This window comes from Mesorhizobium sp. BR1-1-13 (assembly GCF_020165515.1).
Lineage (GTDB): Bacteria > Pseudomonadota > Alphaproteobacteria > Rhizobiales > Rhizobiaceae > Mesorhizobium.
The window spans coordinates 611,800-635,537 of record NZ_JAIUIH010000002.1; the positions used below are offsets into that span (position 1 = coordinate 611,800).

20 protein-coding genes are annotated in these 23,738 nt (G+C 61.2%); 9 read left to right on the forward strand and 11 right to left on the reverse strand.

The genetic code is table 11. The annotated features are described in order from the left end of the window. Nucleotide 1 precedes the first annotated feature (1 nt). From LB533_RS07380 to LB533_RS07410, 7 genes are all read right to left on the reverse strand, one after another. The gene (locus LB533_RS07380; RefSeq protein WP_140638343.1) at nt 2-1,528 is read right to left on the reverse strand and encodes a M81 family metallopeptidase; all 1,527 of its coding nucleotides are present in this window, start codon (nt 1,526-1,528) and stop codon (nt 2-4) included. A gap of 9 nt (nt 1,529-1,537) precedes the next feature. Then, a complete protein-coding gene (locus LB533_RS07385) occupies nt 1,538-2,488 on the reverse strand; it encodes an ABC transporter ATP-binding protein (RefSeq protein WP_140638342.1) in 951 nt (316 codons plus the stop codon). Continuing rightward, nucleotides 2,485-3,393: an ABC transporter ATP-binding protein gene (locus LB533_RS07390; protein ID WP_411970879.1), complete on the reverse strand. Its 909-nt coding sequence runs from the start codon at nt 3,391-3,393 to the stop codon at nt 2,485-2,487. Before LB533_RS07390 ends, LB533_RS07385 begins: the two co-directional genes overlap by 4 nt. 5 nt (nt 3,394-3,398) lie before the next feature. After that, complete coding sequence (locus LB533_RS07395) at nt 3,399-4,220, reverse strand: ABC transporter permease (protein ID WP_140638340.1); 822 nt, start codon at nt 4,218-4,220, stop codon at nt 3,399-3,401. A 3-nt stretch (nt 4,221-4,223) separates the two neighbouring features. Further along, nucleotides 4,224-5,159, reverse strand: coding sequence for an ABC transporter permease (locus tag LB533_RS07400; protein ID WP_140497345.1), 936 nt, complete (start codon nt 5,157-5,159; stop codon nt 4,224-4,226). A gap of 110 nt (nt 5,160-5,269) precedes the next feature. Further along, nucleotides 5,270-6,862, reverse strand: coding sequence for an ABC transporter substrate-binding protein (locus LB533_RS07405; protein ID WP_140638339.1), 1,593 nt, complete (start codon nt 6,860-6,862; stop codon nt 5,270-5,272). 67 nt (nt 6,863-6,929) lie between these two features. After that, nucleotides 6,930-8,555, reverse strand: coding sequence for an amidohydrolase (locus LB533_RS07410; RefSeq protein WP_140638338.1), 1,626 nt, complete (start codon nt 8,553-8,555; stop codon nt 6,930-6,932). A 294-nt stretch (nt 8,556-8,849) separates the two neighbouring features. Between LB533_RS07410 and LB533_RS07415 the strand changes: the two genes are divergently transcribed. Then, a complete protein-coding gene (locus LB533_RS07415) occupies nt 8,850-9,818 on the forward strand; it encodes a LysR family transcriptional regulator (protein WP_140638337.1) in 969 nt (322 codons plus the stop codon). On the opposite strand, the gene LB533_RS07420 is transcribed toward LB533_RS07415, so the two are convergent. Genes LB533_RS07420 through LB533_RS07430 form a run of 3 tightly spaced genes read right to left on the reverse strand, consistent with a single transcriptional unit; the run spans nt 9,805 to nt 12,543 of the window. Next, nucleotides 9,805-10,605 carry a M55 family metallopeptidase gene (locus LB533_RS07420; protein WP_140638336.1) on the reverse strand — a complete coding sequence of 267 codons (801 nt, stop codon included), beginning with the start codon at nt 10,603-10,605 and terminating at the stop codon, nt 9,805-9,807. The two genes, LB533_RS07415 and LB533_RS07420, sit on opposite strands and share 14 nt — an antisense overlap. Before the next feature lie 2 nt (nt 10,606-10,607). Then, the gene (locus LB533_RS07425; protein WP_140638335.1) at nt 10,608-11,636 is read right to left on the reverse strand and encodes a P1 family peptidase; all 1,029 of its coding nucleotides are present in this window, start codon (nt 11,634-11,636) and stop codon (nt 10,608-10,610) included. 16 nt (nt 11,637-11,652) lie between these two features. Further along, entirely contained in the window at nt 11,653-12,543 is an 891-nt protein-coding gene (locus tag LB533_RS07430; RefSeq protein ID WP_140638334.1) for a D-amino-acid transaminase, read from the reverse strand. A gap of 226 nt (nt 12,544-12,769) precedes the next feature. Between LB533_RS07430 and LB533_RS07435 the strand changes: the two genes are divergently transcribed. The 7 genes from LB533_RS07435 (at nt 12,770) to LB533_RS07465 (ending at nt 20,066) form a co-directional block, all read left to right on the forward strand. Further along, complete coding sequence (locus LB533_RS07435) at nt 12,770-13,123, forward strand: ArsR/SmtB family transcription factor (protein WP_140638333.1); 354 nt, start codon at nt 12,770-12,772, stop codon at nt 13,121-13,123. Continuing rightward, nucleotides 13,120-13,608 (forward strand): SRPBCC family protein, encoded by a 489-nt coding sequence (locus LB533_RS07440; protein ID WP_224676976.1) that lies wholly within the window; start codon nt 13,120-13,122, stop codon nt 13,606-13,608. The genes LB533_RS07435 and LB533_RS07440 overlap by 4 nt, the downstream gene beginning before the upstream one ends. A gap of 75 nt (nt 13,609-13,683) precedes the next feature. Then, a complete protein-coding gene (locus LB533_RS07445) occupies nt 13,684-14,097 on the forward strand; it encodes an MAPEG family protein (RefSeq protein WP_140638331.1) in 414 nt (137 codons plus the stop codon). Nucleotides 14,098-14,485: 388 nt separating this feature from the next. Then, entirely contained in the window at nt 14,486-15,934 is a 1,449-nt protein-coding gene (locus tag LB533_RS07450; RefSeq protein ID WP_140553515.1) for a TolC family protein, read from the forward strand. 40 nt (nt 15,935-15,974) lie between these two features. After that, nucleotides 15,975-18,107, forward strand: a complete 2,133-nt coding sequence (locus LB533_RS07455; RefSeq protein WP_224676977.1) for a type I secretion system permease/ATPase — start codon at nt 15,975-15,977, stop codon at nt 18,105-18,107. A 44-nt stretch (nt 18,108-18,151) separates the two neighbouring features. Beyond that, entirely contained in the window at nt 18,152-19,441 is a 1,290-nt protein-coding gene (locus LB533_RS07460) for an HlyD family type I secretion periplasmic adaptor subunit (protein ID WP_140497322.1), read from the forward strand. After that, nucleotides 19,431-20,066 carry a ribbon-helix-helix domain-containing protein gene (locus LB533_RS07465; protein ID WP_224676978.1) on the forward strand — a complete coding sequence of 212 codons (636 nt, stop codon included), beginning with the start codon at nt 19,431-19,433 and terminating at the stop codon, nt 20,064-20,066. The genes LB533_RS07460 and LB533_RS07465 overlap by 11 nt, the downstream gene beginning before the upstream one ends. A gap of 123 nt (nt 20,067-20,189) precedes the next feature. Here the strand turns inward: LB533_RS07465 and LB533_RS07470 are convergent, their stop codons facing one another. After that, complete coding sequence (locus LB533_RS07470; protein WP_224676979.1) at nt 20,190-21,158, reverse strand: transglutaminase-like cysteine peptidase; 969 nt, start codon at nt 21,156-21,158, stop codon at nt 20,190-20,192. Between the two features lie 324 nt (nt 21,159-21,482). On the opposite strand from LB533_RS07470, the gene LB533_RS07475 reads away from it, so the two are divergent. After that, nucleotides 21,483-23,738: DUF5801 repeats-in-toxin domain-containing protein (locus tag LB533_RS07475; protein ID WP_224676980.1), on the forward strand; the 2,256-nt coding region annotated here is incomplete at its 3' end.

Below are 23,738 nucleotides of genomic sequence, written 5' to 3' on the forward strand. Positions count from 1 at the left end.
TTTAGAGTATGTCGGCCAAGGGACGAACGAAGCGCTCGAAATCCTTGTCGAGCGGCCAGAGCGGGCGCGGCGCGTGGATATAGGGGCGCCGTTCTGCCCGCGGCGTTGCCAGCGCGCCCGCATCGCAGACGATGACCTTGCCCGCTATCGGCTCGAATGCCGCCCGGAAATGCTGCATCGATTTCAGGACCAGCACGCGGCGGGCCGTCGGTTCTATCCCGAAAGCCCGCAATTGCTGAAGGTCGACCATCTGCTGCGCTTCTGAAACGACCAGGACTTCGATCCCGTCGACATCGAGTACGGCGCTGGGCCCGAAGCTATGGGTGAGCCCGCCCTGAATCGGTCCGTCGCCGACATAGGTGCCGTCCGAAAGCCTGGTCAGCACACCCGTCACCGTCAGCGGGCCGCCGCCGAAGTTGGCGTCGCCCTTGCCGCCAATCGTCACCGTCACGGTTTCGCCTTGCCGGTGACGGTGCAATTCATTTGCCGCTTGAGGATCGATCATCGGCGCGAGTACCGCACCCCTCACTCCCGCATCGAGCAGGCCCGTCAACAGCGCGGTCGAGTCGCCGTAGGAACCGGCGCCGGGATTGTCGGCATAATCGGCAATGACCAGTGGCTTGTCGCCGCGCCAGGCATGCGCCTCGGCAGCAGCCTGGTCGACCTCGATGAAAACATTGCGCTTCTTGGTCCGGCCCTGCCAGATCCTGTCCGCAAGTTCCTCTGTCACACGCATGGCGGCTGCCTTCGCGCCGGGATCACGGCTGTCATAGGTTGCGAGCACGGTGGGACCGACGCAGGACACGTCGGCGCCCGTGAAGGCTGCATTGACGGAAACCGCGAGCAAGCCCTCGGCCTCGGCCTCGCGGGCGCGGTCATAAAGGGCCAGCGTCTCGGGAATGTCGGTGCGGCCGGAATTCGCTTCGTCCAGCATCGGCACATGCGCCCTGACAGTCCGGGGCGCGATTTCACCCCTCATTGCGCGATCCAGGATACGGGCGGCATGCGCGCCGATTTCGCGCATATCCACATGCGGATAGGTCTTGTAGGAGACAAGGATCTGCGCGTCCCGGACCATGTCTTCCGACACCATCGCATGAAGATCGAGCGTTACCGCGACAGGAATGTCCGCTCCAAGTTCGGCCCGCAGAAGGCCTAGCAGATGTCCTTCCCCGTCCGGGCAAAACTCAGGCACCATCGAGCCATGAAGTCCAAGCAGCACTCCGTCGAGTCGGCTCTTGTTCGAACGCGCTGCTTCCAGGATAATACCGGCGATGTGGTCATAGGCGGCTTTCGTCACGCGCCCCCCGGGCACGGCATGTGCCGAAATCGCGTGGATCACATTCCAGCCCGCCGGTTCCGCCACATCCATGAATCCGGCAAGTTCGGTATTGGCGTTGCGCCGGGCGCGGATCGCGTCATCGCCAAGGAGAAGCGTGTCCACCTGAAACTGCGGCAAGTCGGTACGGAAGCGCGAGAACGTATTGCTCTCGTGCATGAATTCGCAGGTAAGGACATTGAAGGTCATGGGCAATTCCTATTGCGCTAGACGCACGCGATGACCGCGGTCGATCTCGACAAGCTCGCTTGGCTCGGGTTCTTCGTCGGGGTCCGGACGGCGCGAAATGTCGGGCGAAAAGCGGGCGGCGTCTGGAACGAAGGCGGCATCCGGCAAGGTGCGTGCCCCGGTCAGGATCGCATCGGGATCGGGAACCGAACCGATCAGGCGACGCGTGTAGGGATGCGTCGGGCGGCTGAAAATCGAATGCCAGTCACCCTCTTCCACCACGCGGCCGAAATACATGACGGCAACCCGGTCGCTGACATGCTCGACCACGCTCAGATCATGGGAGATCATGATGTAGCTCAAGCCCAGCGTTTCCTGCAGGTCCATCAGCAGGTTGATGATCTGCGCCTGGATGGACACGTCCAACGCCGACACCGGCTCGTCCAGCACCAGGATCTTCGGATCGAGCATCAACGCCCGCGCGATGCCGATCCGCTGGCGTTGCCCACCGGAGAATTCATGCGGATAACGGTTGGCGTGATCGGGTGTCAGGCCGACGCGGGTCAGCATCTCGGCGACGCGGTGGCTGGCCTCGCTTCCCTTGGCGATTCCATGCAGGGCAAGCTGCGAGGACAGCATGCGGCCGATGGTCTGACGCGGATTCAGCGACGCATACGGGTCCTGAAACACCATCTGAGCGATGCGCGCGCGCTCCTTGCGGGCGGGAGCGCCAGGGCCTGCCAACGGCTTGCCCTGGAACAGGATTTTTCCCGAAGTGGGCTCCTGCAGGCCCATCACGGTCAGCGCGGTGGTGGATTTTCCGCAGCCGGATTCACCGACGATGGACAGGCACTCTCCCTCGTTCAGGGTCAGGTTCACGCCCTGAACGGCACGAAGCGTCCGCTTTGGGCCCAACGGTGAGCGCCGCGGCAGCGGGAAATGGACGTTGAGGTCGCGGATTTCCAGAAGAGGCTGGTTCATGCGGTCGCCTCTTGACCAAAGCCGCGCGGCGTGGTCAGCGTCGGTGCGTCATGTCCACGCTCCTCGCTGGTCACGACCTGGTCCAGTTCGGTCAGGCGGGCGCGTCCAACCAGCGTTCGCGACCCCAGGCGGGGGCGCGCCGCGAGCAGGCCGCGGGTATAGGGATGCAGCGGATTTTCGAACAGAGCCTTGGTGTCCTGTTCCTCGACGAGCCGCCCCCGGTCCATGACCCCGACGCGCCGGCACATATTGGCGATCACGCCCAGATCGTGACTGACCAGCAGCACGGCCGTTCCTTCAGCCGTGCAAAGTTCCGCAAGCAATTCCAGGACGCCTGCCTGGACCGTCACATCAAGTGCGGTGGTCGGCTCGTCCGCAATCAGCAGGTCGGGACGGCAGGCCAGCGCAATGGCAACCATGACGCGCTGACGCATCCCTCCCGACAGTTGATGGGGATAGGACAGGGCGCGTTCCTCGGGCGCCGGCACCCGAACGCTTTCCAGCGCCTCGACGGCTTTCCTGCGCGCATCCGACCATCCGAAGCCCCTGTGGACGACGAACATTTCCGCGATCTGCCGACCAATTGCCATCAGCGGATTGAGCGCCGTCATGGGCTCTTGAAACACCATCGCCGTACGGTCGCCGCGCAGACGGCGCCTGGCGCGGCTGCCAAGCTTCAACACGTCCTGGCTCCGGAAGAAGATCGAGCCGCCGGTCACCTCCAGCGGACGCTTAAGCAACCCCATCACCGAAAGGCCGGTGATGCTTTTGCCCGAGCCGGATTCGCCGACAAGTCCGTAAGTTTCCCCAGGCAGGATATCGAAAGACACGCCGTGAAGGATTTCGTTCCGCTTGCCGACGCCGATGCGCAGGTCGCGGACGGACAGAACAGGGTCGGGAAGAATGCCGCTCATGCCTGCCTGATCCTCATATGCGGATCCAGCATGTCGCGCAGCCCGTCACCGAGCAGGTTGAAGCCAAGGACCGTGGCGAAGATTGCGATGCCGGGGAACAGCGAGGCCCAGGGGGCGGTGCGGATCAGTTCGCGCGCATCGGTCAGCATGTTGCCCCAGCTCGGCTGCGGCGGCCGGATGCCGACGCCGAGGAAAGACAGTGCAGCTTCCGCCAGAACCGCGCCGCCGATGCCAAGTGTCGCGATGACCAGCACCGGACCGACGATATTCGGCAGTATCTGCGTGCGCATGATGTTGGCGTCGCTGAAGCCGGCCGCCCTGGCGGCCTGCACGAAGCCCTGATTCTTGAGCGACAAGGTGGAGCTGCGGGCGATGCGGCAGGTCCAGGACCAGTTGGTCAGGCCCAATGCGATCAGGAGGCTTGGCAAGCCGGGTCCCAACACCGCCATGATGGCGAGCGCGAACACCAGGGACGGGATCGCCAGCATGACGTTGGTCAGCCCGTTCACCAGATCGTCCCACCAGCCTCCGAAATAACCGGCCGAAACCCCGAGCGCCATACCGATGCACGAGTTGATCAACTGCGAAACGAGGCCGACGGTCAGCGACACCCTGGCGCCGTAGAGGATACGGGAAAAGACGTCGCGACCCTGCCCGTCCGTGCCCAAAAGATGGTCCCAGCTTGGTGGCATTTCAGAATTCATCAGGTCGGCGTCGAATATCGGGTTGTACGGGGCAATCCAGCCGGCGCTGACGGCTGCGGCGACCACGAGCAACGCCAGCGCCAGCCCAAGGGCGAAATTGAAACGCAACCGCATGGATCAGGCCACCTTGATGCGCGGGTCGATCATGGCATAGGCGATATCGACCAGCATGTTGATGACAAGGAACCACAACACGATCACGATGACCGTGCCTTGAACCACGGGAATGTCGCGTGCCGACACGCTGTCTACCAGAAGCGACCCGATCCCTGGCCAGGAAAACAGTTTCTCGATCACGATCGCCTGCCCCATGAGCGAACCGATCTGAAGGCCAAGCGTGGTCAGGATCAACACCAGCACGTTGCGGGTAACGTGACTGCGCACCAGACGCGGTTCGGTCAACCCTTTGGCTCGCGCCGTGCGCACGAAATCCGCGTTCATCACGTCCAGAACGCCCGCGCGGGTGGTTCGCGCCAAGAGCGCCATCGGCGATACGCCGAGGGCGATGGCAGGCAATATGATGTAGCGGATGCCGCCGGGCTGGTAGCCGAAGCTCGGCAGCAGGCCGAGCTGCAGCGCAAAGACGTACATTAGCAGCAAGCCTAGCCAGAATTCGGGAACCGACAGGCCGGAAACCGCCAGCATCATCGTGCCGGTGTCCAACACGCTGCCGGGCTTCAGCGCGGCCAGAAATCCCAGAGGAATACCGACTGCCGCGGCAAAGCCCATCGCCGCCAGCGCCAGTTTGATCGAAGGCCAGAGCCGCGGCTCGATCACGTTCCACACCGGTTCGCGGGTGCGGTAGGAAATTCCAAGGTCGAAATGCGCCAGCCCCCACAGATAGTCCCACAGGCGGACCGGCAGAGGCTTGTCCAGCCCGAACTGCTCGTTCAGATGCGCCATCACATCGGCATTCGTGGCGTTGCGCCCCTCCGACATCAGGCTCGATATGAAGCTGCCGGGGACGACGCTGAAGATCACGAAAATGATCAGCACGACCGCCAGCAGGGTCGGGATCATCTGCAGCGTGCGACGAAAGATGAAGCGCGACATCCGCGAATCCTGCCTTTCAACAACTGGGCGCCATGCGCCGGGCGGGAGTGGGCGCCATGCGGCGGGCGGGGCCGTACAAACCGGTCCCGCCCGCCAGCCATGCCATCGCGCTACTTGCGTGATGCGGGTGCGCTGTCGTCGATCCAGATGTCCTCGTAATCCTGGATCGCCAGTTCCGCGCCGTTCGGCTTCAGCCCGTGGACCCATGGCTGGTAGGCCATGACGGCCTTGTTGTAATTGAAGAACCAGACCGGAGCCTCGTCCTGCAGCAGGTTGTTGGCTTGCCTCAGCAGATCGTTCTGCTTGGCCGGATCGGTTTCGTTGCCTGCCTGCTCGATCAGCTTGTCGAAGTCGGCGTTGTTGAACTTGACGTAGTTGCAGGCGGTTTGCGACGTCTTCGAATAGAAGCAATTCAGATATTTCAGCGGATCCGGGCCCGACGAGTTCGACCAGATAAAGGCATCAAAATTGTCGGACAGGATCTTGTCGGACAGGACCGAGCTTTCCACCGGGTCGGTCGTCACGGTGACGCCCACCTTGGCCAGCATCGGGATGATCGCCTCGACGATCGGCAGGCCCCAGCTTTCGTTCGAGGTCGCGGTGACCGAGAACTTCAGGCCGGCCTCGAACCCTGCCTCCTTCAGCAGTTCCTTGGCCTTTTCCGGATCATAGGCATAGGGCTTGGCGTCCTTGTCGAAGGCCGGCGATGAAATCGGCAGCCAGGAGACCGCGGGATAAGCCTTGTTCTTCAAGAGCTTCTCGACGATCAGGTCCTTGTTGATCGCATAATTGATCGCCTGCCGGACGCGCTTGTCCTTGAATGCCTCGACCTTCGGATTGAAGCCGATATTGCGGGTGTAGACTTCGGCCACCTCAAGGATGTGATCCTTCAGCGCCGGATCCTGGCTGTAGGCCTCATACTGCACAGGGCCGAGAACGTTGGTATCGATCTCCGCGTTGCGGAAGGCGACGTCGCGAGCCGAAGCTTCGCCCATCAGCATGATGTCGAGCTTGTCGAGATGCGGCTTGCCCTTCTCATAATAGCCGTCGAACTTCTCCAGTTCGACCTTCGAGCCCGCGACGTAATTGGCGAGCTTGAACGGGCCAAGGCCGTTCGGCTTGGAGGCGAGCTGATCTTCCGGATAGTCCTTGGAGTAGATCGGCGCATAGTTCGACATCAGGTTCCAGCCCGGATCGGCCAGGTTGATGAAAGTGATTTCGATGGTCCTGTCGTCGATCTTCTTCAACCCGGAAATATGATCGGCCTTGCCTGCCTGAAATTCGGCGACGCCGGCGATCTGCAGCATCTGCTCGGCGCCCGGCAGCGCCTTCTTGGGATCGGCCAGACGGTTGTAGGACCAGATCACGTCATCGGCGTCGAGCTTGTCGCCATTGTGAAAGGTCGCTTCCCGGAGCTTGTAGGTATAGGTCTTGCCGTCGGCCGACTTCTCTACCGTTTCGGCGAGGTCGAGCTCAGGCTTGCCGCTTTCCGGGTTCCATTTGTAGAGGGAGCGGTTGATCGCTTTGGCCACGATCTCGTCTTGCGTATGCGGTGTCGCCGTGATGTCCAGCGATGTGATGGAGTTGCCATAAGGTGCGGTAAACACCAATTTCCCCCCATCCTTCGGTGTGGCGTCCTGCGCCAGCGCGGCGGTCGCCGTTCCAAGCGCAAGCGCCGCGATCAAGCCAAGTCTGTTCAACATCCCTCAATTCCTCCCTGTGGTTCGTTGTTGATTTCCTGTCAGAGGCGGGCCCAACCGGCATCCCGCCTCAGTTTCCTTCATAGACGATGCGCCCGTCCAGAATTGTCATCTCACAGCGCGTTTCACGCAGGATTGTCTCCGGTGCGGCCGCCAGGAGGTCATTGGAGAAGACGGCGATGTCCGCGAGCATTCCAGGCTCCAGCCGGCCTTTCACCGTTTCCGCGCCCTGGGAGTAAGCACCATGTTCGGTGTAGGCGCGCAACGCCTGTTCGGGCGTCAGTATCTCGGAAGCGTCCATTACCGTGCCCTTGTGCGTCTTGCGCGTCAGCATGGCGTAGAGATCAGGGAAGGGATTGGGCGAACAAACCGGCGAGTCGCTGCCGGTGGATGGCTTCATGCCCAGACGATCCCAGGTTCCGATCGGATAAGAGCGCAAGCCGCGCTCCGGCCCAAGAACCGAGACATAGGCGTCGCCGAAATCGTAGATGAAAGCCTGCTGCGGTGCGGGCAAGATGCCTGCTTTCAACATCCGCTGATTGATGGCGTCATCGACATAGCCGCAATGCTCGATCCGGTGCAGGTGCTTGTGATCCGGCCTGGCGGCGCGCACACGTTCATAAGCGCGCACGAGCTGGTCGATGGCGGCGTCGCCAATGCCATGACAGACCATGGTGTAGCCCATTGCCGTATAGCGGTCGACCAGTTCAAACAAGCGGGTGTCCGGCAGCATCCGGACACCGAAATTGTCGGGCTGGCCAATATATGGCTGGCGCATCCAGGCCGTGCGTCCGCCGGCCGAACCGTCCGTGAACACCTTCACGCCTCCGATGCGGAACATGTCGCTGCCGACACCGGTGACGAGACCCTCGGCATGACAGGGCTCGACGATGGACGAACCGGGATCGCCCAGGAGCGTCGCCCAGACCCGGACCGGCAGCCGGCCGCCGCGCTCGGCCTGCCGATACGCTTCGATCTCGGTCATTCCGTCGATCTGGCCGACAGCCGCGTCCATGCAGGAGGTTATGCCGAATTGTAGCAAGTGCCGGCCGCCCGCCTCGATGGCGTCGATGATCTCGGGAAGCGAGGGCGTGGGCTGGACATCGTAGACGAGGTTCTGGGCGTTCTCCGCCAGCAATCCGGTCAGTTGTCCGGCTTCGCGGCCGATGAGGCCGCCATCCGGATCGGGCGTGTCGATGTCGATCCCCGCCAGCGCCAGCGCCCGCGAATTCGCGACAGTGATATGGCCGCAGGCGCGCGTGACGGAAACCGGGTGATCGGGCAGGGCTGCATCCAGCTCCTTCGCGGTGGGCATCAAACCGTCGGGATAGCGGGTCTGGTCAAAACCGCGCGCGGTCACCCATGCGCCTTTGGGCGTTTCGGCGGCCCGCGCCTGCAACGCAGCCATCAGCGCGCCGCGGGTCGGCGCGGCATCGGGCGTCGCATCGACCTTGCCACGCAGGAGTCCCGTCGAGATCAGATGCAGGTGCGCATCGTTCAGACCGGGCATTGCGAAGCGCCCGGCCAGATCCACGACGCTCGTGCCCTTTCCGATCAGGGGCTTGATAGCGGCGTTGGAGCCACTGGCCACGACCTGGTTGCCCAAGACCGCAATCGCCTCCGCGATCGGATTTCCGTAACCGGTCCAAATCTTGCCGCCATGCAAAACGAGATCGGCTTGGTTCTGCGAATTCATGCTGCCTTTTCTTCTCTCCGGCGTTCACGGCCGCCGCCGACATAGATTTAACTTGAGTGGCATTCCGTTTCGCGCACGGTCAGATTCTTCTCCCGCGCTCGACTTCACGTTTCCCCTGCCACCGGCCCCAGTTGCCAGCTTTTTCGTTTTGCGGACGTTGGGGCGTCAGCGATCACAAGGCCAATTCGGTTTTCGCAATCGAGCATGCAAAATTTGCATAACATAGCAATTATAATGAAATATGTTCCCCATTGCGGTTCGATCAATGCTCGAACGCAGTGGAGGAGAGGCCGCGTGGAAATCAAATGGCTCGAAGATTTCGTGACGCTTGCAGAAACATCGAGCTTTTCGCGGGCAGCCGAAATCCGCAATGTCACCCAATCGGCCTTCAGTCGGCGCATCAAGCAACTTGAGACGTGGCTCGGAGCACCGCTCATCAGTCGTGCCACCATGCCGGCCGAACTGACATCGGCCGGGCGCAATTTTCTTCCAATGGCGCAGGACGCCATCAGGATGTTCTATTCGGTGCGCGAGTCTCTACGCCCGCCTGCGGAACAGGGGCTTGTCCGCTTTGCGGCCCTTCACACATTGACCATCACGTTCTTTCCGGTTTGGCTGCGGGAGGTGCAGCGGAACACTCGCACCTTCGGCACGTCCTTCATGGCTGACAGAGGTGGCATCGAGGCGAACCTGGCCGCACTGACCGATGGCGAAACCGACTTCTTCCTGACCTATGCGCACCGTGAAGTGCCGTTTCACCTGGATCGCGACAAGTTTTCTCATCTGGCTATCGGATCGGATCGGCTCATCCCGGTCGCGGCGCCGGAACTGCGCTTCGACAAGTCGACCGTGCCCGCGGCGGGCATTCTGGACAGTCCGGAAACGGCAAAGCTCGCTCTGCCTTATCTCGGCTACGGTTACAGCTCTTTCTTTGGCGTTGCCCTCGGAAAACTCTTCTCGAAGCACTCGCCGTTCCGGCGTCAAACAGTGCATGAAAGCACAATAAGCGCCGGGCTCAAGGAACTTGCCCTGACCGGCGCGGGCATCTGCTGGCTGCCAGAAAGCCTCGTCGAGAACGACATCTCCAATGGAGCCCTTGTCATCTGTTCGAATGACAGCACATGGACGCTCGATCTCGAGATACGATTGTATCGCAGCTCGGAGAAGACTCGAAGCACCATGGTGGAGGCTCTTTGGCAATCCTCCAAGGCGCTGGCGCAAACGTTGAAGCCCGCGGGCACAGCGACCTTCAGCTCTTCATGAAACGGAAGGCGCGCAGCACCTCGAAATAGTCGTTCGATGCAAAGGCGACGGCACGTGGCCCGTGCCGGCGCACTCCGGGATACCAGGAGGCGCGATAGGCATCGACGGGGTTGCTGAATTCGATGATGATCTCGACCCTTTCCGGCATTGGCGGCAAAGCCTGCCGCGCCGTGTCGCGCAACGCCCTTTCAACGCCCTCGCATATTGCGCCGCGCGCCGCCGCAGGCGCCAGGGAGATGGTGGCCGCGCCGGCGCCTTTGAGGGTTTCGACAGTGGCTATCCCCGGGACGAGGGCTCTGGCGTCCGCGCAAATGCCTTCGTCGCCGGAAAGAAATACCGAGCGCACGCCATAGCGCGCGGCGCACAACGCATTCAATGTGAATTCGGACGCTGTTTCGCCATTCAGGATCAGCCGCGATATGCGCAATGTCGATGTGTGTGCGAGCGGGTTGTCCTCGACGCCGGCCTTGGAATGGTAGCCGGTATAGAGCGCGGCATCGAAGCTTTCATCGATCCCGAACATCATTGCGTCCGGATGTCCCGACCAGCCCCTCACTATGCGCGCAAAGGGCGGCATGCGTTCGAGAATAAGGTTGCGCCCGCTGTCATGCGCATCCTTGATCATGATTTCAGTTGCGCCAGCGGCTCGCGCTCCTTCGCAGGCGGCCAGGACCTCCCCGGTCATCAGTTCGCGGAATTCCCTATGGTCGGCATGCGTTCTTTCCGCCTCGTCCCAGGATTGAATGCCCGCGGTGCCTTCGATATCGGCCGAAATGAAAATCTTCATGCTCAAAGGGGCTCCTTCAGCCATTCGGTCAACGCCGGAATCCTGCGTCCATTTCGTCCAACCACGCTTTGCGCGGCGCACAGGGCATTCAGAACGGCCTCGACCGTGGTTTCCACAACCGCTTCGAAAACGAGGTCGATGTATCTGTCATCGACACGCGAAATCGAACTGAACGGTGAAGGGGAGACGTGCGGCAGAGGATCGGCGGTCGTGAAGGCGATGGCGATATCGCCACTGCCGTGTCCCCAATACGAACCGAGACGGGCAATGCCGGCGCCGGCCCGGCTGGCGGCACGGTTCAATTGCCGGTCGTCAAGAGGAATATCCGTGCCGAGAATGATGATGATCGACCCGCTTTCAGGCTCGCCGAGCCCTTTGGGATCGGCTCTGCGGCCATCCGGGAGGACAAGATCCCCTGCCCTGCCGAAGTTGGACAACACCAGAGCGCCAAGCGTGAAGGCGCGAGACCCGATCTCGACAGACCTGGATGCGCTGCCGATACCCGCCTTGAACCCAAACGACGTCATTCCGGTGCCGGCGCCGATGCTGCCCTGTTCGACCGGACCGGCGCTCGCGGCATCCAGCGCCGCTTCGGCGTCATGCCGGCTGACCGCCATTGCCTGAATATCATTGATGCCGCCGTCGTTGCATTCGCAAACGACGGGGTTGACCGTGCTGGTCTTGCGGCCGATCTCCGGGTTGGCGGCAATGGCACGCTTGATCAGCGCCTCTGCACATGGCGCGACCGAAAACGTGTTGGTCAGAAGGATCGGCGTTTCGATCGTGCACAGTTCGGCCAATTGCATGAGCCCGACAGACTTGCCGAAACCGTTGATGATATCGACCGCGGCCCTGACCTTGGATCTGAACAGGTCGCCGCCATGGGGCAAGACCGCGGTGACGCCTGTCGCCAGTCCGTTGGCGATGATCGTCTTGTGGCCGACCAGGACACCCGGCACGTCCGTGATCGCATTGTTCGGGCCGGGCGGCAGCCGCCCCATGCCAAGGCCTAAACGCCGTGCGGCACCCATGCTCACATCCCGCTCATCAAGCAAGGGCCGCTCGTCCGGCCGCATGCCCGTTCATCTCTGCAAAAGCTGTCTGGACGTAAATTTCCTGCAGGCGACGTGTCAATGGACCAGGTTGGCCGTTTCCGATCCTGTGGCCGGCAATACGGATGACGGGGGTGACCAGGCTCGAGGCAGAGGTAAGGAACGCTTCCGCCGCCGAAAACGCCTCCTCTGGCGAGAACGCACGCTCTTCAAACAAAATGCCCTGGTCTTCACACAGACGCGCCACTGCTCGCCGCGTACAGCCGGGCAGGATGGCTTGAGAATTGGCGCGAGTGATGACACGGCCGTCGTGCGTAACGATGAAAGCCGTCGCCGACGCGCCCTCGGTCACCTGTCCACCCTCGACAAACCAGACATCATCGAAGCCTTTCTCGCTTGCAGCATGCTTTGCCAGAACCTGCCCCAGCAGCATGACGGTCTTTATGTCGCGCCGTGCCCAGCGCGGGTCAGGCGCTAGGTCGACGGCGACGCCTTCGGTCTGAGCCTTGGTTCCTACGAGTTTGCGGGCGCTTGTGAAGGCGACCATGGTAGGCTCAAGATCATCGGGAAACAGGAAATTGCGCTTGGCTTCGCCGCGCGAAATCTGGAGATAGACCGTTCCTTCATCCAATCCGTTGAGCGAGATCAGTTCCAATTGAATGGCTTCTATCTCAGGCAGCGTCACGGGCATGGGAATACAGATCTCGGCAAGCGACCGCTGGAGACGATTGAGATGGAAATCATTGTCTATCAGCCTGCCGCCTATCACGGCGGTCACCTCGTAGACCGCGTCTGCAAAGAGGAATCCCCGATCGAAGAAACCGATGCGCGCCTCGTCTTCGGGCATGTAACGCCGATTGCAATAGACTTGCGCCACTTTGGCCATCCTCGACCCCAGCATCAACCGACTGCTTCGATAAATGCCAAGGCAGGTCGGCAGAGGCCAATTCAAAAAATGCAATTGGCTATGCCGATACCGTCAAAGCGCAACTGACACTCCCTGCGACGGCCGCATGATTCATGCCACGAGAGAGCGCAGGTCGCTGAATGGTTTCCCTTTAATCCCGCGGAGCCGGATGGGGCCTTGGACGACGCATCATTGACTCCCGATATTGACAGGTCGCGACCATCGAATTAAGTTCGCGTTAGTGGTGACTAACGCGAACTACTGGACAGCGCTCGGAGATCCGACAAGGCGCACGATCTTCGAACTGTTGGTCGAACAGCCCTGTTCGGTCAGCGGACTTGCTCGTGCCCTGCCTGTAACCCGGCCGGCTGTCTCTCAACACTTGAAGATACTCAAGGCTGCCGGGCTTGTGGCCGACACGCGCTCGGGCAAGGAACGCATATACCGTATCGATCAGGATGGGCTGGCAGGCCTGCGCGCGGAAATGGACCAGTTCTGGAGCAAGACCCTGGCGGGCTACAAATCAGCCGTCGAGTATCCAAAAAAGGACCAAGCATGAGTAAGGATCCTGCACTCGCGCCCGTAAGGCATTTCGTCGTCGTCGAGGCATCCATTGCGCGTGCCTTCAAGGTTTTCACCGAGGATTTCGGGAGATTCAAACCTCCAGAGCACAATCTTCTTGCCGTTCCGATCGCAGAAACGATCTTCGAACCCCGGGTCGGAGGGCACGTTTACGACCGAGGTGTGGATGGCAGCGAGTGCCGCTGGGCTCGTGTGTTGGCTTACGATCCGCCCAGCCGGCTGGTTCTGAGCTGGGACATCAGCCCTCGGTGGCAGATCGAGACCGACCCGAACAAGACGAGCGAATGGGAGGTCCGGTTCACGGCCGAGACCGAGAACAGAACCCGGGTTGAGATCGAGCACCGGCATTTCGAGCGCCATGGGGAAGGCTGGGAGGGCGTGAGGGGTGCAGTTGATAGCGATCAGGGCTGGCCGCTCTACCTGCAACGGTTCCACGGGCTGTTCAACCATCGGGCAGCCTGAAAATCGCGTTGCAGTTCATGGGGTATGACTCGCAAGCACCTTATCGCCCACTGAGATTCCAGGAGCAGAGACAACATGGAAGCCTATTGGTTAAGCATCCTCGGCGTGCTTACGCTTTGTTTGCTGTCAGTGGTGTTGGCAGTCTATTCCGGTTCGTCCAAGGGATTTGCAGGGGTACTTTCAGGACCGGTAGTCCCGGCGGACGACCACAACCCGCTCTACAGGATCGACCGCGTCCACATGAACTCGGTTGAGGCGCTGGCGCCCTTTGTCGTGCCCGCGGTGCTGGCGATGATGGTTGGTGTTGGACCGACCACTTTGGCGACCCTTGTAGGGCTGCACCTGGCGATACGCCTGATTCATCTGGGAATCTACCTACGTGGCGGAAACGCCGCAAAGGGAGGTAGCGTCAGGACAGTTCTGTACGTTTCGGGAGCGCTGGTTACGCTTGCCCTTATTCTTGTGACTGGATGGGCAGCACTCCATTGACGCGTTATCGGCACTTATCGGAGGCTACATCCGTTTTATAGTCCGCGCCCGGTGTCCCCGTTCGGCAACAGCGCCACGTCTCGGCCCGGGCAAGCGCCTCCAACTATTGGGAACCATTGCGCGGCTTTTTCAAAAAGTGCCCTCACCGCTCCAACCAAGGCATTTTTCGTCGCAGCCGATCGGCATTCTCCCGCCCCGATCGACCCCGCTGCTATGTGTTATTTTTGCTACATGTCACTGCTCATGACGGGGAAAACCCATTTAGAGTCATCTAAATTAATATTCGCTCACGTATTTTCTGAATATATCGGGTAATTCGGCAATGGTGGGCCTGGGGTTGGCCCGCTTAAGCGCCTTGAGGAAGGCGTTGGGGAAACGGGTGGGCTAAATGAACAGAACTGGCATGTCGGCCATAGGCAAGCGCCTTGGTCTTTTGATGGCGGCTACGATGCTGACTTGCGGGGGGGCGAACGCCCTCACGCTCAAGGAGGCCGTGGCGGTAGCAGTCGAATCCAATCCGGAGATCGGTCAGGCGATAGAAAATCGCGAAGCGATCGAGTTCGAATTGCGTCAGGCAAAGGGCCTCTATTTGCCCAGCGTCGACCTGCAGGCGTCGGCTGGCGCTCGCCGTCTCGACAATTCGTCACGGCGCGCACTCTCGATAGAGGACGACGCGCTTTATCCGGCAGAAACCGACCTGACCGTTTCGCAGACGCTCTATGACAGCGGCGCAAGGCGCGCAGAATTGAACCGCCAGGCCTCCCGCGTCGATGGCGCGTCGTTTCGGGTGCTGGAACGGTCGGAATTCATCGGCCTCTCTGTTGTCCAAGACTACCTCGAATACATGCTCCAGGCTTCGATTGTTGCCGAGGCAAAGAAAAACCTGGGCTTCCATCAAGCAATCCTCCACGATATCCAGGAGGGCATTGCTGGCGGCGGGTTGAACGAAGCCGACCGGCAACAGGCCGAGGAGCGGCTGTTCGCGGCCAAGGCCCGCATGCAGGAAGCATCGGAGGAACTGGAGGCCGCGCGGATACGGTTTTTCAAAACTGTCGGCAAGCCGCTGACCAATGCAGCGAGACCGGCCGACGTATCCGGCACGCTGCCAAGGTCGCTGGACGATGCGCTGGGCCTTGCGCGCGAGAGCAACCCGCGCGTCCACATGGCCAACAGCGATATTGCCGCGGCGGCCTCGCTGGTGGACGCGGCGCGGGCGAAATACGGTCCTTCGATCATTGCCGAAGGCTCTGCCCGGGCGGGCTACGACATTGACGGCGACAATGGAGACGCATCCGATCTGCAGGCACGTCTGGTATTGCGCTGGAATCTCTATCGGGGCGGCATCGACAAGGCGAATGAGCAGGAGCAGATCCGCCGCACTAGCGAGCAGCGGCTCGCGATGCACCAGGTTCTCCGAGAGATCGAGGAAGCCGTTCGCACGTCATGGGATCGTCGCTTCCGGCAGGCCGATCTGGCCAAGACCCTGAAGCTGCAAGCAGCCTCCAACGAAAAGCTGGTCGCGTCCTATCGCGAACAGTTCAAGGTCGGGCAGCGCTCGCTGCTCGACGTGCTCGATGCGCAGAATACGCGGTTCAACACCGCGACACTGGCCGACACCGCGTCCTACGCATCCCTTTTCGCGCAATATCGGCTTCTGGCGGCGACCGGGCAGTTGCTGAAAACGATGGACATCCACCCGCCAAAACAGGCTACGGCATATGCGCGGACCGAGTTCGCCGCGCCGGAAACGGCCGACACCGAAACCTATGCGCGCACGCCCTCGGAACAGAAGAACGACGTGCCGTTCGATATTCTGGCGCCGGTCAGGAAAAAATAGGCGAGCCCAAGGATCGATCGAGAGTCCCCGCGGGCGGATCGTGAACCAGCAACCCAACATCCTGTCACCGAAAGAGGCTTTCAAGGCCTGCTTTTCGGCCGTAGCCGCGTATCTCGGCCGCCCCAGCGCCGAAACCGTGCTCTTTGCCGGCGTGCCGCTGGCCGAAACGCGCATCGATATCGACGCAATCCGGCATCTTGCCGAGCGCGTCGGCCTTGAAATCACAGAGTTCAGCCATCGCGACTTTGTTCGGGGGCGCATCGACCTCCCCGCGATCGTCTTTCGCGTCAGCCAGCTGCCGGTCGCGCTGCTGGCCGATGGTGAAGCCGGCGAATATTTCACCGCTCCCCAGGAGGACGGGCGCACCACGATCAGCCGGTCGGAACTGGCCAACAGCTATATCAGCGGCGGTGCGTCCTTCTCGATCACCTACGCCAACGCAACGGAGGCGATGAGCGTCGGCTCGGCGCCGAAGATCGAGCGACGACATTGGCTGACGGGAACGATGGGGCCGTTCTGGCGCACCTATTCGAAGGTTATCCTGTCGGCGGTGTTCATCAATCTGCTCGCCATCGCCTCGCCGATCTTCACCATGAACGTGTACGACAGGATCCTGCCGAACAAGGCGATATCGACGCTCTGGGTGCTGGCCATCGGCATCAGCGCGGTCATCCTGTTCGACCTGCTGCTGAAGACCTCCAGGGCATCGCTCATCGACTATGCCGGGCGCAAGGCGGATCTGCGCATTTCATATATGCTGTTCGAGAAGGTGCTGAACTCGTCTCTGGCGGCACGGCCGGGCTCGACGGGCGAATACGCAAATCGCGTGACTCAATATGAATTCGTGCGCGAATTCTTCACGTCCAACACCATCAGCGTGTTCATCGACACGGCTTTCGTGTTTGTTTTTCTCCTCGTCATCTATGCGATAGGCGGCTGGCTGGTCATGATACCCGCACTGGCCTTCGTCGCGTCGGTGATCGTCGGACTGGTCACGCAGCGGCGCATCGGCAAGCGTGTGGCGGCGTCCATGAACGAGGCCTCGCAACGGCAGGCCCTGCTGGTCGAATCCATCTCCACGCTGGAAACGATCAAGTCGCTGCGCGCCGAGGCCTACCTGTTGCGAAAATGGGGAGAGCATTCCAAAAATGCCTCCAACACTTCCGAGAAGATTAAGCAGCTTTCGGCCGCCGCCGGCAATATAACGCAGGCCATCCAGCAGATGGTCACGGTCGCGCTGGTGGTAGCCGGCGCCTACGCCTTCTCCGAAGGACATGTCTCCACCGGAGCCATCATCGGCACCGTCATGCTGGCCAGCCGGGCCGTCGCCCCGCTCGGTCAGATCGCCATCACCTTGTCCAGATTGCGCCAGGCCATGCTCTCTTTGCGGATGGTGAATTCGATCATGGCTCAGCCGGAGGATCGCCCGGACACGGTCGGCTTCGTCAACCGCCCCATCCGCGACGGCGCCATAGTGTTCAGGAACGTCGGCTTTACCTATCCCGGCTCCGAGAACGAGGTCCTGACCGGCCTGAATTTCTCCGTGAAGCCCGGGGAGCGGATCGGCATCATCGGCCGCATAGGATCGGGAAAGACGACGATGGGCCGATTGATCGGCAGGCTTTTCTTGCCGAGTTCCGGCGAACTGCTGCTGGATGGCATCGACATCCGCCAATACCACCCCTCCGAGGTTCGCGCCGCCGTCGGCATCGTCGCGCAGGCGAATGATCTGTTTTCAGGCACCATCAAGGAAAATCTTTTGATGGCCTGTCCGGAGGCGACCGATGAGCAGATCGTCGAAGCGGCCAAGGCCGCCGGCGTCGACGATTTCGTCTCTCGCCACCCGCGTGGCTATGACATGAATGTCGGCGAACGCGGCACCAATCTCTCGGGCGGCCAGAGACAGACGATGGCGATCGCCCGGCTGTTGCTGACGAAACCGAAAGTCGTCTTCCTGGACGAGCCGTCCGGCTCGATGGATCTGGCTTCCGAGCGGCAACTGATCAAGCAGCTCAAAGTGGCTTTCGATCGAAATACGACGCTGATCGTCTCGACGCACCGCTTCAGCATGCTCGAACTTGCCGACCGGCTTATCGTCATCGAGCAAGGCAGGATCGTTGCCGATGGGCCAAAGGACCAAGTAATACAGGCGCTGCAGAAAAAAAGCACCTGAAGAACGAAAACTATCAAAGTATTCAATGCGTTGGGCCGTGGGAAATGCTTGCAAGGGAAGACCGGCCGCCGCTCTTTGCGTCGGCGTCCATATTCATCATAGGTGCACTCTTCGTGTCTTCCGTTGCTTGGGCGTCCTTTGCCGAGGTGGATGAAATCGCACGCGGCGACGGCAAGGTCATACCTGCTTCCAAAACGCAGATCATCCAGGCCAGCGAGCCGGGCGTCGTCCAGGAAATTGCCGTCAAGATCGGGCAGGTGGTGAAGAAGAACGACCTCATCATCCGGCTCGACAATACGTTCAACACCTCCAGCCTTGGCGAGCAACAGGCCAAGGCACGGGCATTGCAGACCCGCATTGCACGGCTGAAGTTCGAGCAGAGCGGCGATCTGCAAGGGGAATTTCCGTGTCCGGCCGAAATCCAGAAGGTCGCCCCGGAAATCTGCGACAACGAGCAGAAGCTGCTCGTCGCCCGCCGCGACAACTTCGAAGTCAAGCTGTCGGTCCTCAAGTCGCGCCTCGATCAACGCGAGAAGGAATTGGACGAGGCGACCGCCAATTCCGATCGCCTTACGAAGAATCTGGTCGTCAGCGACCAGGAGGCAAAGCTGGTCGAAGCGATGGTCAAGAAAGGCCTGATGGCGCGAACCGAGCAACTCCGGGTCGAACGCGAGCAGACAGAGCTCAACGGGCAGCTGACGCTTGCTGGAGAAACCACCAAGAAAGCCAAATCGGCCATCACCGAGGCCCAGCTTCAGGTCGATGAGCTCGGTCTGCAGCTGCAACAGGAAGCGCTGAGCGACCTGACGCAGGCGCTGGCCGATCTCTCGGTGGTCGATGAAACCATACGCGGCGCGACCGACAAGGTGGCCCGCACCGACATCCGTTCTCCAGTCGACGGTATCGTCAACACGCTTGACATCAATACGGTTGGCGCCTTCGTGCAGCCCGGCGCGGTCGTGGCCGGCATCGTTCCAACTTCGGAGACCTTGCTGGTCGAAGCGCGGGTTTCGCCCCGCGACGTTGCCTTCATCCGGCCGGACCAGGAGGCGCTGATCAAGGTCACCGCCTATGATTTCTCGATCTTCGGCGGCATCGAAGGCAAGGTCTCGAACATCACCGCCGACAGTCTCGTCGACCAGAAGACAGGCGAGCCCTATTATCAGGTGCGCGTCGCGACCGACAGGTCGACGCTGACGCGGGATGGCAAGACCTATTCGATCATCCCGGGCATGATCTGCTCCGTCGACATCAAGACCGGCCGCAAGACGATCCTGACCTACCTGCTGAAACCCATCAACAAGGCACGAGAGGAGGCGATGAGTGAACGATAGCGCCACGCCTCCCGCTGTCCTTGAGCGGTTGCTCGTGCCGATGGCCATGGAAGACCTCGGCATGGAGTTCCGGGTTGTCGCGCGACGCGGCATCCGCCGCGGCATCCGCCTGGAGCGGACGTTCTGGACGTCACTCAAGCAAATGGCGGAAAGCCGCAAATGCACGATCGGCATGCTTGTCGATGAGATCGCCGAGAGCCAGTCTCCCGCTGGCAATCTGACGTCGGCGATCAGGGTTGCCTGCATTCGTGACCTGACGGAAGAAAACCTGACGTTGAAGAGGCTTGCATCAATCAGGACGATCACTGCGATACTGGTCGCCTGCCCCTCGCCCGCCTTCGCCCTTTCATCGTCGAAAAAGATCCTGACCTTCAACGCTCCGTTCCAACAATTGGTAAAGCGCCAATTGCCGACGGCGCCGAGCGATGACGGCCGTCAGGATCTCAGGCTGGCTCTCGATCTCAACGTCGCGGACATCTTCGCGCGGCTGGATGCCAATGGCGAGATTCCGGTCGCGAGTGGGTTCGTCATCGGCGCCGGCGAGCGCCGATATCGTGGCCAATTGAATGCCGTGCGAGCACCGCTGGTCGGGCAGGACCTGCTGATGGCATTCGTCAGGGGCTAGAAGCAATTCCAGGTGCGAAACGCTTTCCCCGGGAAAAGCGCGTAGCGCTTTCCCTTGGGAATTGTGAAAAAACAAAGAGATAGAGCGGTTCGGCGTTGCATAGAAATGGCGAACCGCGGTTGCTCACCGACTGGCAAGCGCTCCTGAAGCCATGTCGGGCTGCAATCCCTCGCCGGGCGCGACGCCTGCGAAACCGCCCTTGACCTCCGCGACCTGCGCGCTGCCCGACCTCGAGCCATGGATCCAGGCTCGGTCCGTGCTGAAGGAATACAGCGGAACATAGTCGGGGAGATCGCTGTCGCGCAGCACGGTGTTGTTGAGGCTGTCGAGAATGAACACGCCACTTGCCGTGCTTACCGACAGGACCGCATGGAAGAATCCCCGCCTGCGATCCTGGAGAACAACCAACGCCATGCTTTGCGCGGGGATGCCGGCCCTCAGCAGCGCCGTCATCTTCAGTATGACGAAATCCTCGCAGTCGCCGGCGCGTTTATCAAGCACCTCGGCGGGCTTTGCCCAATAATCGAGCTTGCCATAGACGACGCTGTCCTTCCTGTAGGCGATCAGGTGATTGATGCCGCTGTTGACGAAGGACAGTTTCTCGCTGAATCCTTTGCCCTGTGCCGACGAGATCAGCCTTGCAAATGCCGCGCTCTTCTGTTCGCAGGCACTCCCCGCCGAGCAGCCGACAATTGCCTGGTAGACCGGCGCCCACCGCGCGGCGACGGGAAAGTTATGCATGGACAACGCGACGGAGCCGAACACGCCGGGGATGATCGCCGCCGTTTTGATGGGATCAATTCCGACATCGGCAGGCCCCGACGCAACGCCGGTTTGGGCATCATCGATCGTGTAACTCATGGAAACCACGCCGGGCTGGTATCCTGCCGCCGGCTGCCAAGGCTGGGATCTTTCCAGGGAAACGCCGCCCAGGCTGAGCGGCATCCGCACGTCTTCAACAAGCCCGCCGACCGAAGCGGTGGCCTCGAACGTGACGCTCGCGAGCGATGGCTGCGGCAGGCCCGCAAGGCTGATCGTCAGCAAGAGTAGCTTGAGGCCGGCTGTTCCCGGCACGGTTTTTTCTTTTTTCATAACGCCCACCTTTTGACTGTGGACGGTACCAATCTTGTCTCAAATTATTGGCAATGAAGGTAGATAATGGCGGCGAAACTTACCTCTTCCATTTTTCGTAAAATTTTATTAGAATTTATACTTCTATTTACCATGCGGCAGGAGGCGAGCCCTCATCCGCACCGACGGATATTCGATTTATATAACAGAATATATGCTCCCAGTTTACCACGCGTAAAAAATGCCTTTGTACGCATATAATAGTATATAAAGCAGATTGACGAACTGTTGCAAAGTAATGGTTGCCGCTGTCTCTTTCCGGGAAATGCCGGAGGGGTACAAGCAATGACCATCAATAACGAATTGGACGCCGTTTCGGGTTCGTGGGACGAGCATTCCATGGCCAGTGAACGTCACGACCAGACCTCGCCGGCGGAGTTCCAGGTCGTCCAAGCGGCTTCGACGCAGCAGGCCGCGCCGGCAGCGGCCGAACCAGTGCCGGTCGATGTAGGCAGCGGTGCGCCTGCGGAAGCACCCGCGGAGGCTAAGGCTCCGGCGGCAGCCGCGCCGCACGAATACGTCGCCGACGCCAGCAACGTCGTGAAGCTTCCGGCGAACGTCTCGATCGACAACATCAAGGTCGACGGTCACAATCTCGTGCTCGAACAGGCCGATGGCTCGGTCATCGTGATCAAGGACGGCGCGCTCAACGTGCCGACCTTCGTCCTTGGCGATGTCGAGGTGCCGCGCGTCGCCTTGATCGCCGCGCTCGAGGCAAGCCATGTGGATGTCGCCTTCGGCGCCGATGGCTCGATGTCGGCTGGCCCTGGAGGCTCGACCTCGAGCGCCGGTGGAAATTTTGAAATTCCTCCCGGCGGCATCGGCGATGGATTTGATCTTTCGGCGCTCTTGCCGCCGACCGATCTGCAGTTCGGGCAGGCCGAGAGGCGGGAGCTGTTCCTTCCCAATGCGAACCCGGAATTTGGCGATCTCACCGTCCGCGTGTCGGAAGAAGGGCTTTCCGGCGCAAACCCGGACAGCGATCCTGGCTCACCCCTCGACGAATCGAATCTTTCGGTGATCAACGGCAGCTTCGGCGCTACGGATCCCAATGGCGATCCGCTGACCTACGGCCTCGGCGTGCCTGCCACGACGCTCACCTCGCACGGCACCGACGTCGTCTGGGAACTAATCGATTCGACGCATCTCGTCGGCAGGGTCGGATCGGACGTCGTGATCAGTGTCACCATCACGGATGCGAGCGCGGGAACCTTCCAGATCGCCCTGCTCGGCCCCCTTGACCACCCGCTGGCCGGCTTCGAGGATGACCTCTCCATTGTCGTCCCGGTTACCGTGCAGGATCCGTTCGGCGGCTCGGCAACTGCCAACATGACCGTGGTCGTCGAGGACGACAGCCCTGCCCTGACTGTGGGCAACACGGCAGCCAGTTCCGCGGTGCTCGATGAAACCAATGCCGGTTCGCCGGCCGGCTTTCCGATCGACGTGACGAGCACCAACCCGATTATTTCCATTGCATCCAATTTCGGTGCCGACGGCGCCGCCGCCGGCGGCGGCGGCATCGCCTATGCGTTGGGCCTGACCGGCAATGCCGCATCGCTCGATTCGGGCTTGAAGACCGCCATTGGCGATTTTGCGATCACGCTGCTGCAGACCAATGCGACGACGGTCACCGGCACCTATCAGAACGGCGGCACACACACCGCCTTTACCATCGTCATCAACGGCAACGGCACGCTTACGGTCATCCAATACGCTCCGCTGGAGCACGCTGTCGATGGATCGAGCGCTGCCGCCCATGACGACGTGCTGACCCTCTCGGGCAAGATCACAGCCTCGGTGACCGTCACCGACTTCGATGGCGACAGCGCATTCGGCGGCGCCCAGATCGGCGGCGCGATCCAGTTCCACGACGATGGACCTTTGGTGACAGTCGTCGCCGACGCCGGCGCCGTGGTCTCACTCGACGAGACGCAGGCCTTGAGCATTGCGGCTGCGATCGACACAGGAACCATCGTCAAGGGCGATGATCCCGATATCGGAGGTACCGGGGCGATCACCTCCGGCACCAGCGGCGCCGCCCTGGTCAATGTGATGGCGCTGTTCGGCGGCGACGGTCCGGCGGCAAGCACCACCACGGTCTATCAGTTGAGCGTAACCAACGCCGTTTCCGGCCTGACCGTCACCGACGGTTCGACGATCACCTTGCAAACGCTTGCGAGCGGAGTCGTTGTCGGAGTCGTGCAGGGCGGCGCGTTCAAGGGCGAGGCCGCGTTCGCGCTATCGATCGATCCGGCCACCGGCAAGGTGACCGTCGAGCAATATCTGACGCTCCACCATTCCGACACCGGCAATCCCGACGACACGGTTGCACTCACCGCCGGCTCGCTGGCCGTGAAGGTCACGATCACGGATAGCGATGGCGACACCGCCAGCGCCAGCGCCGACGTGTCGGGCCAGATCAGTTTCGAGGACGATGGGCCGAAGGTGACGGCTGTCGCCGCCGGCGGCGTTACGGTAGCGCTTGACGAGACGGCGACCACGAGCGATGCGGCCTTGATCGCCACGCCCGGCATCACCAAG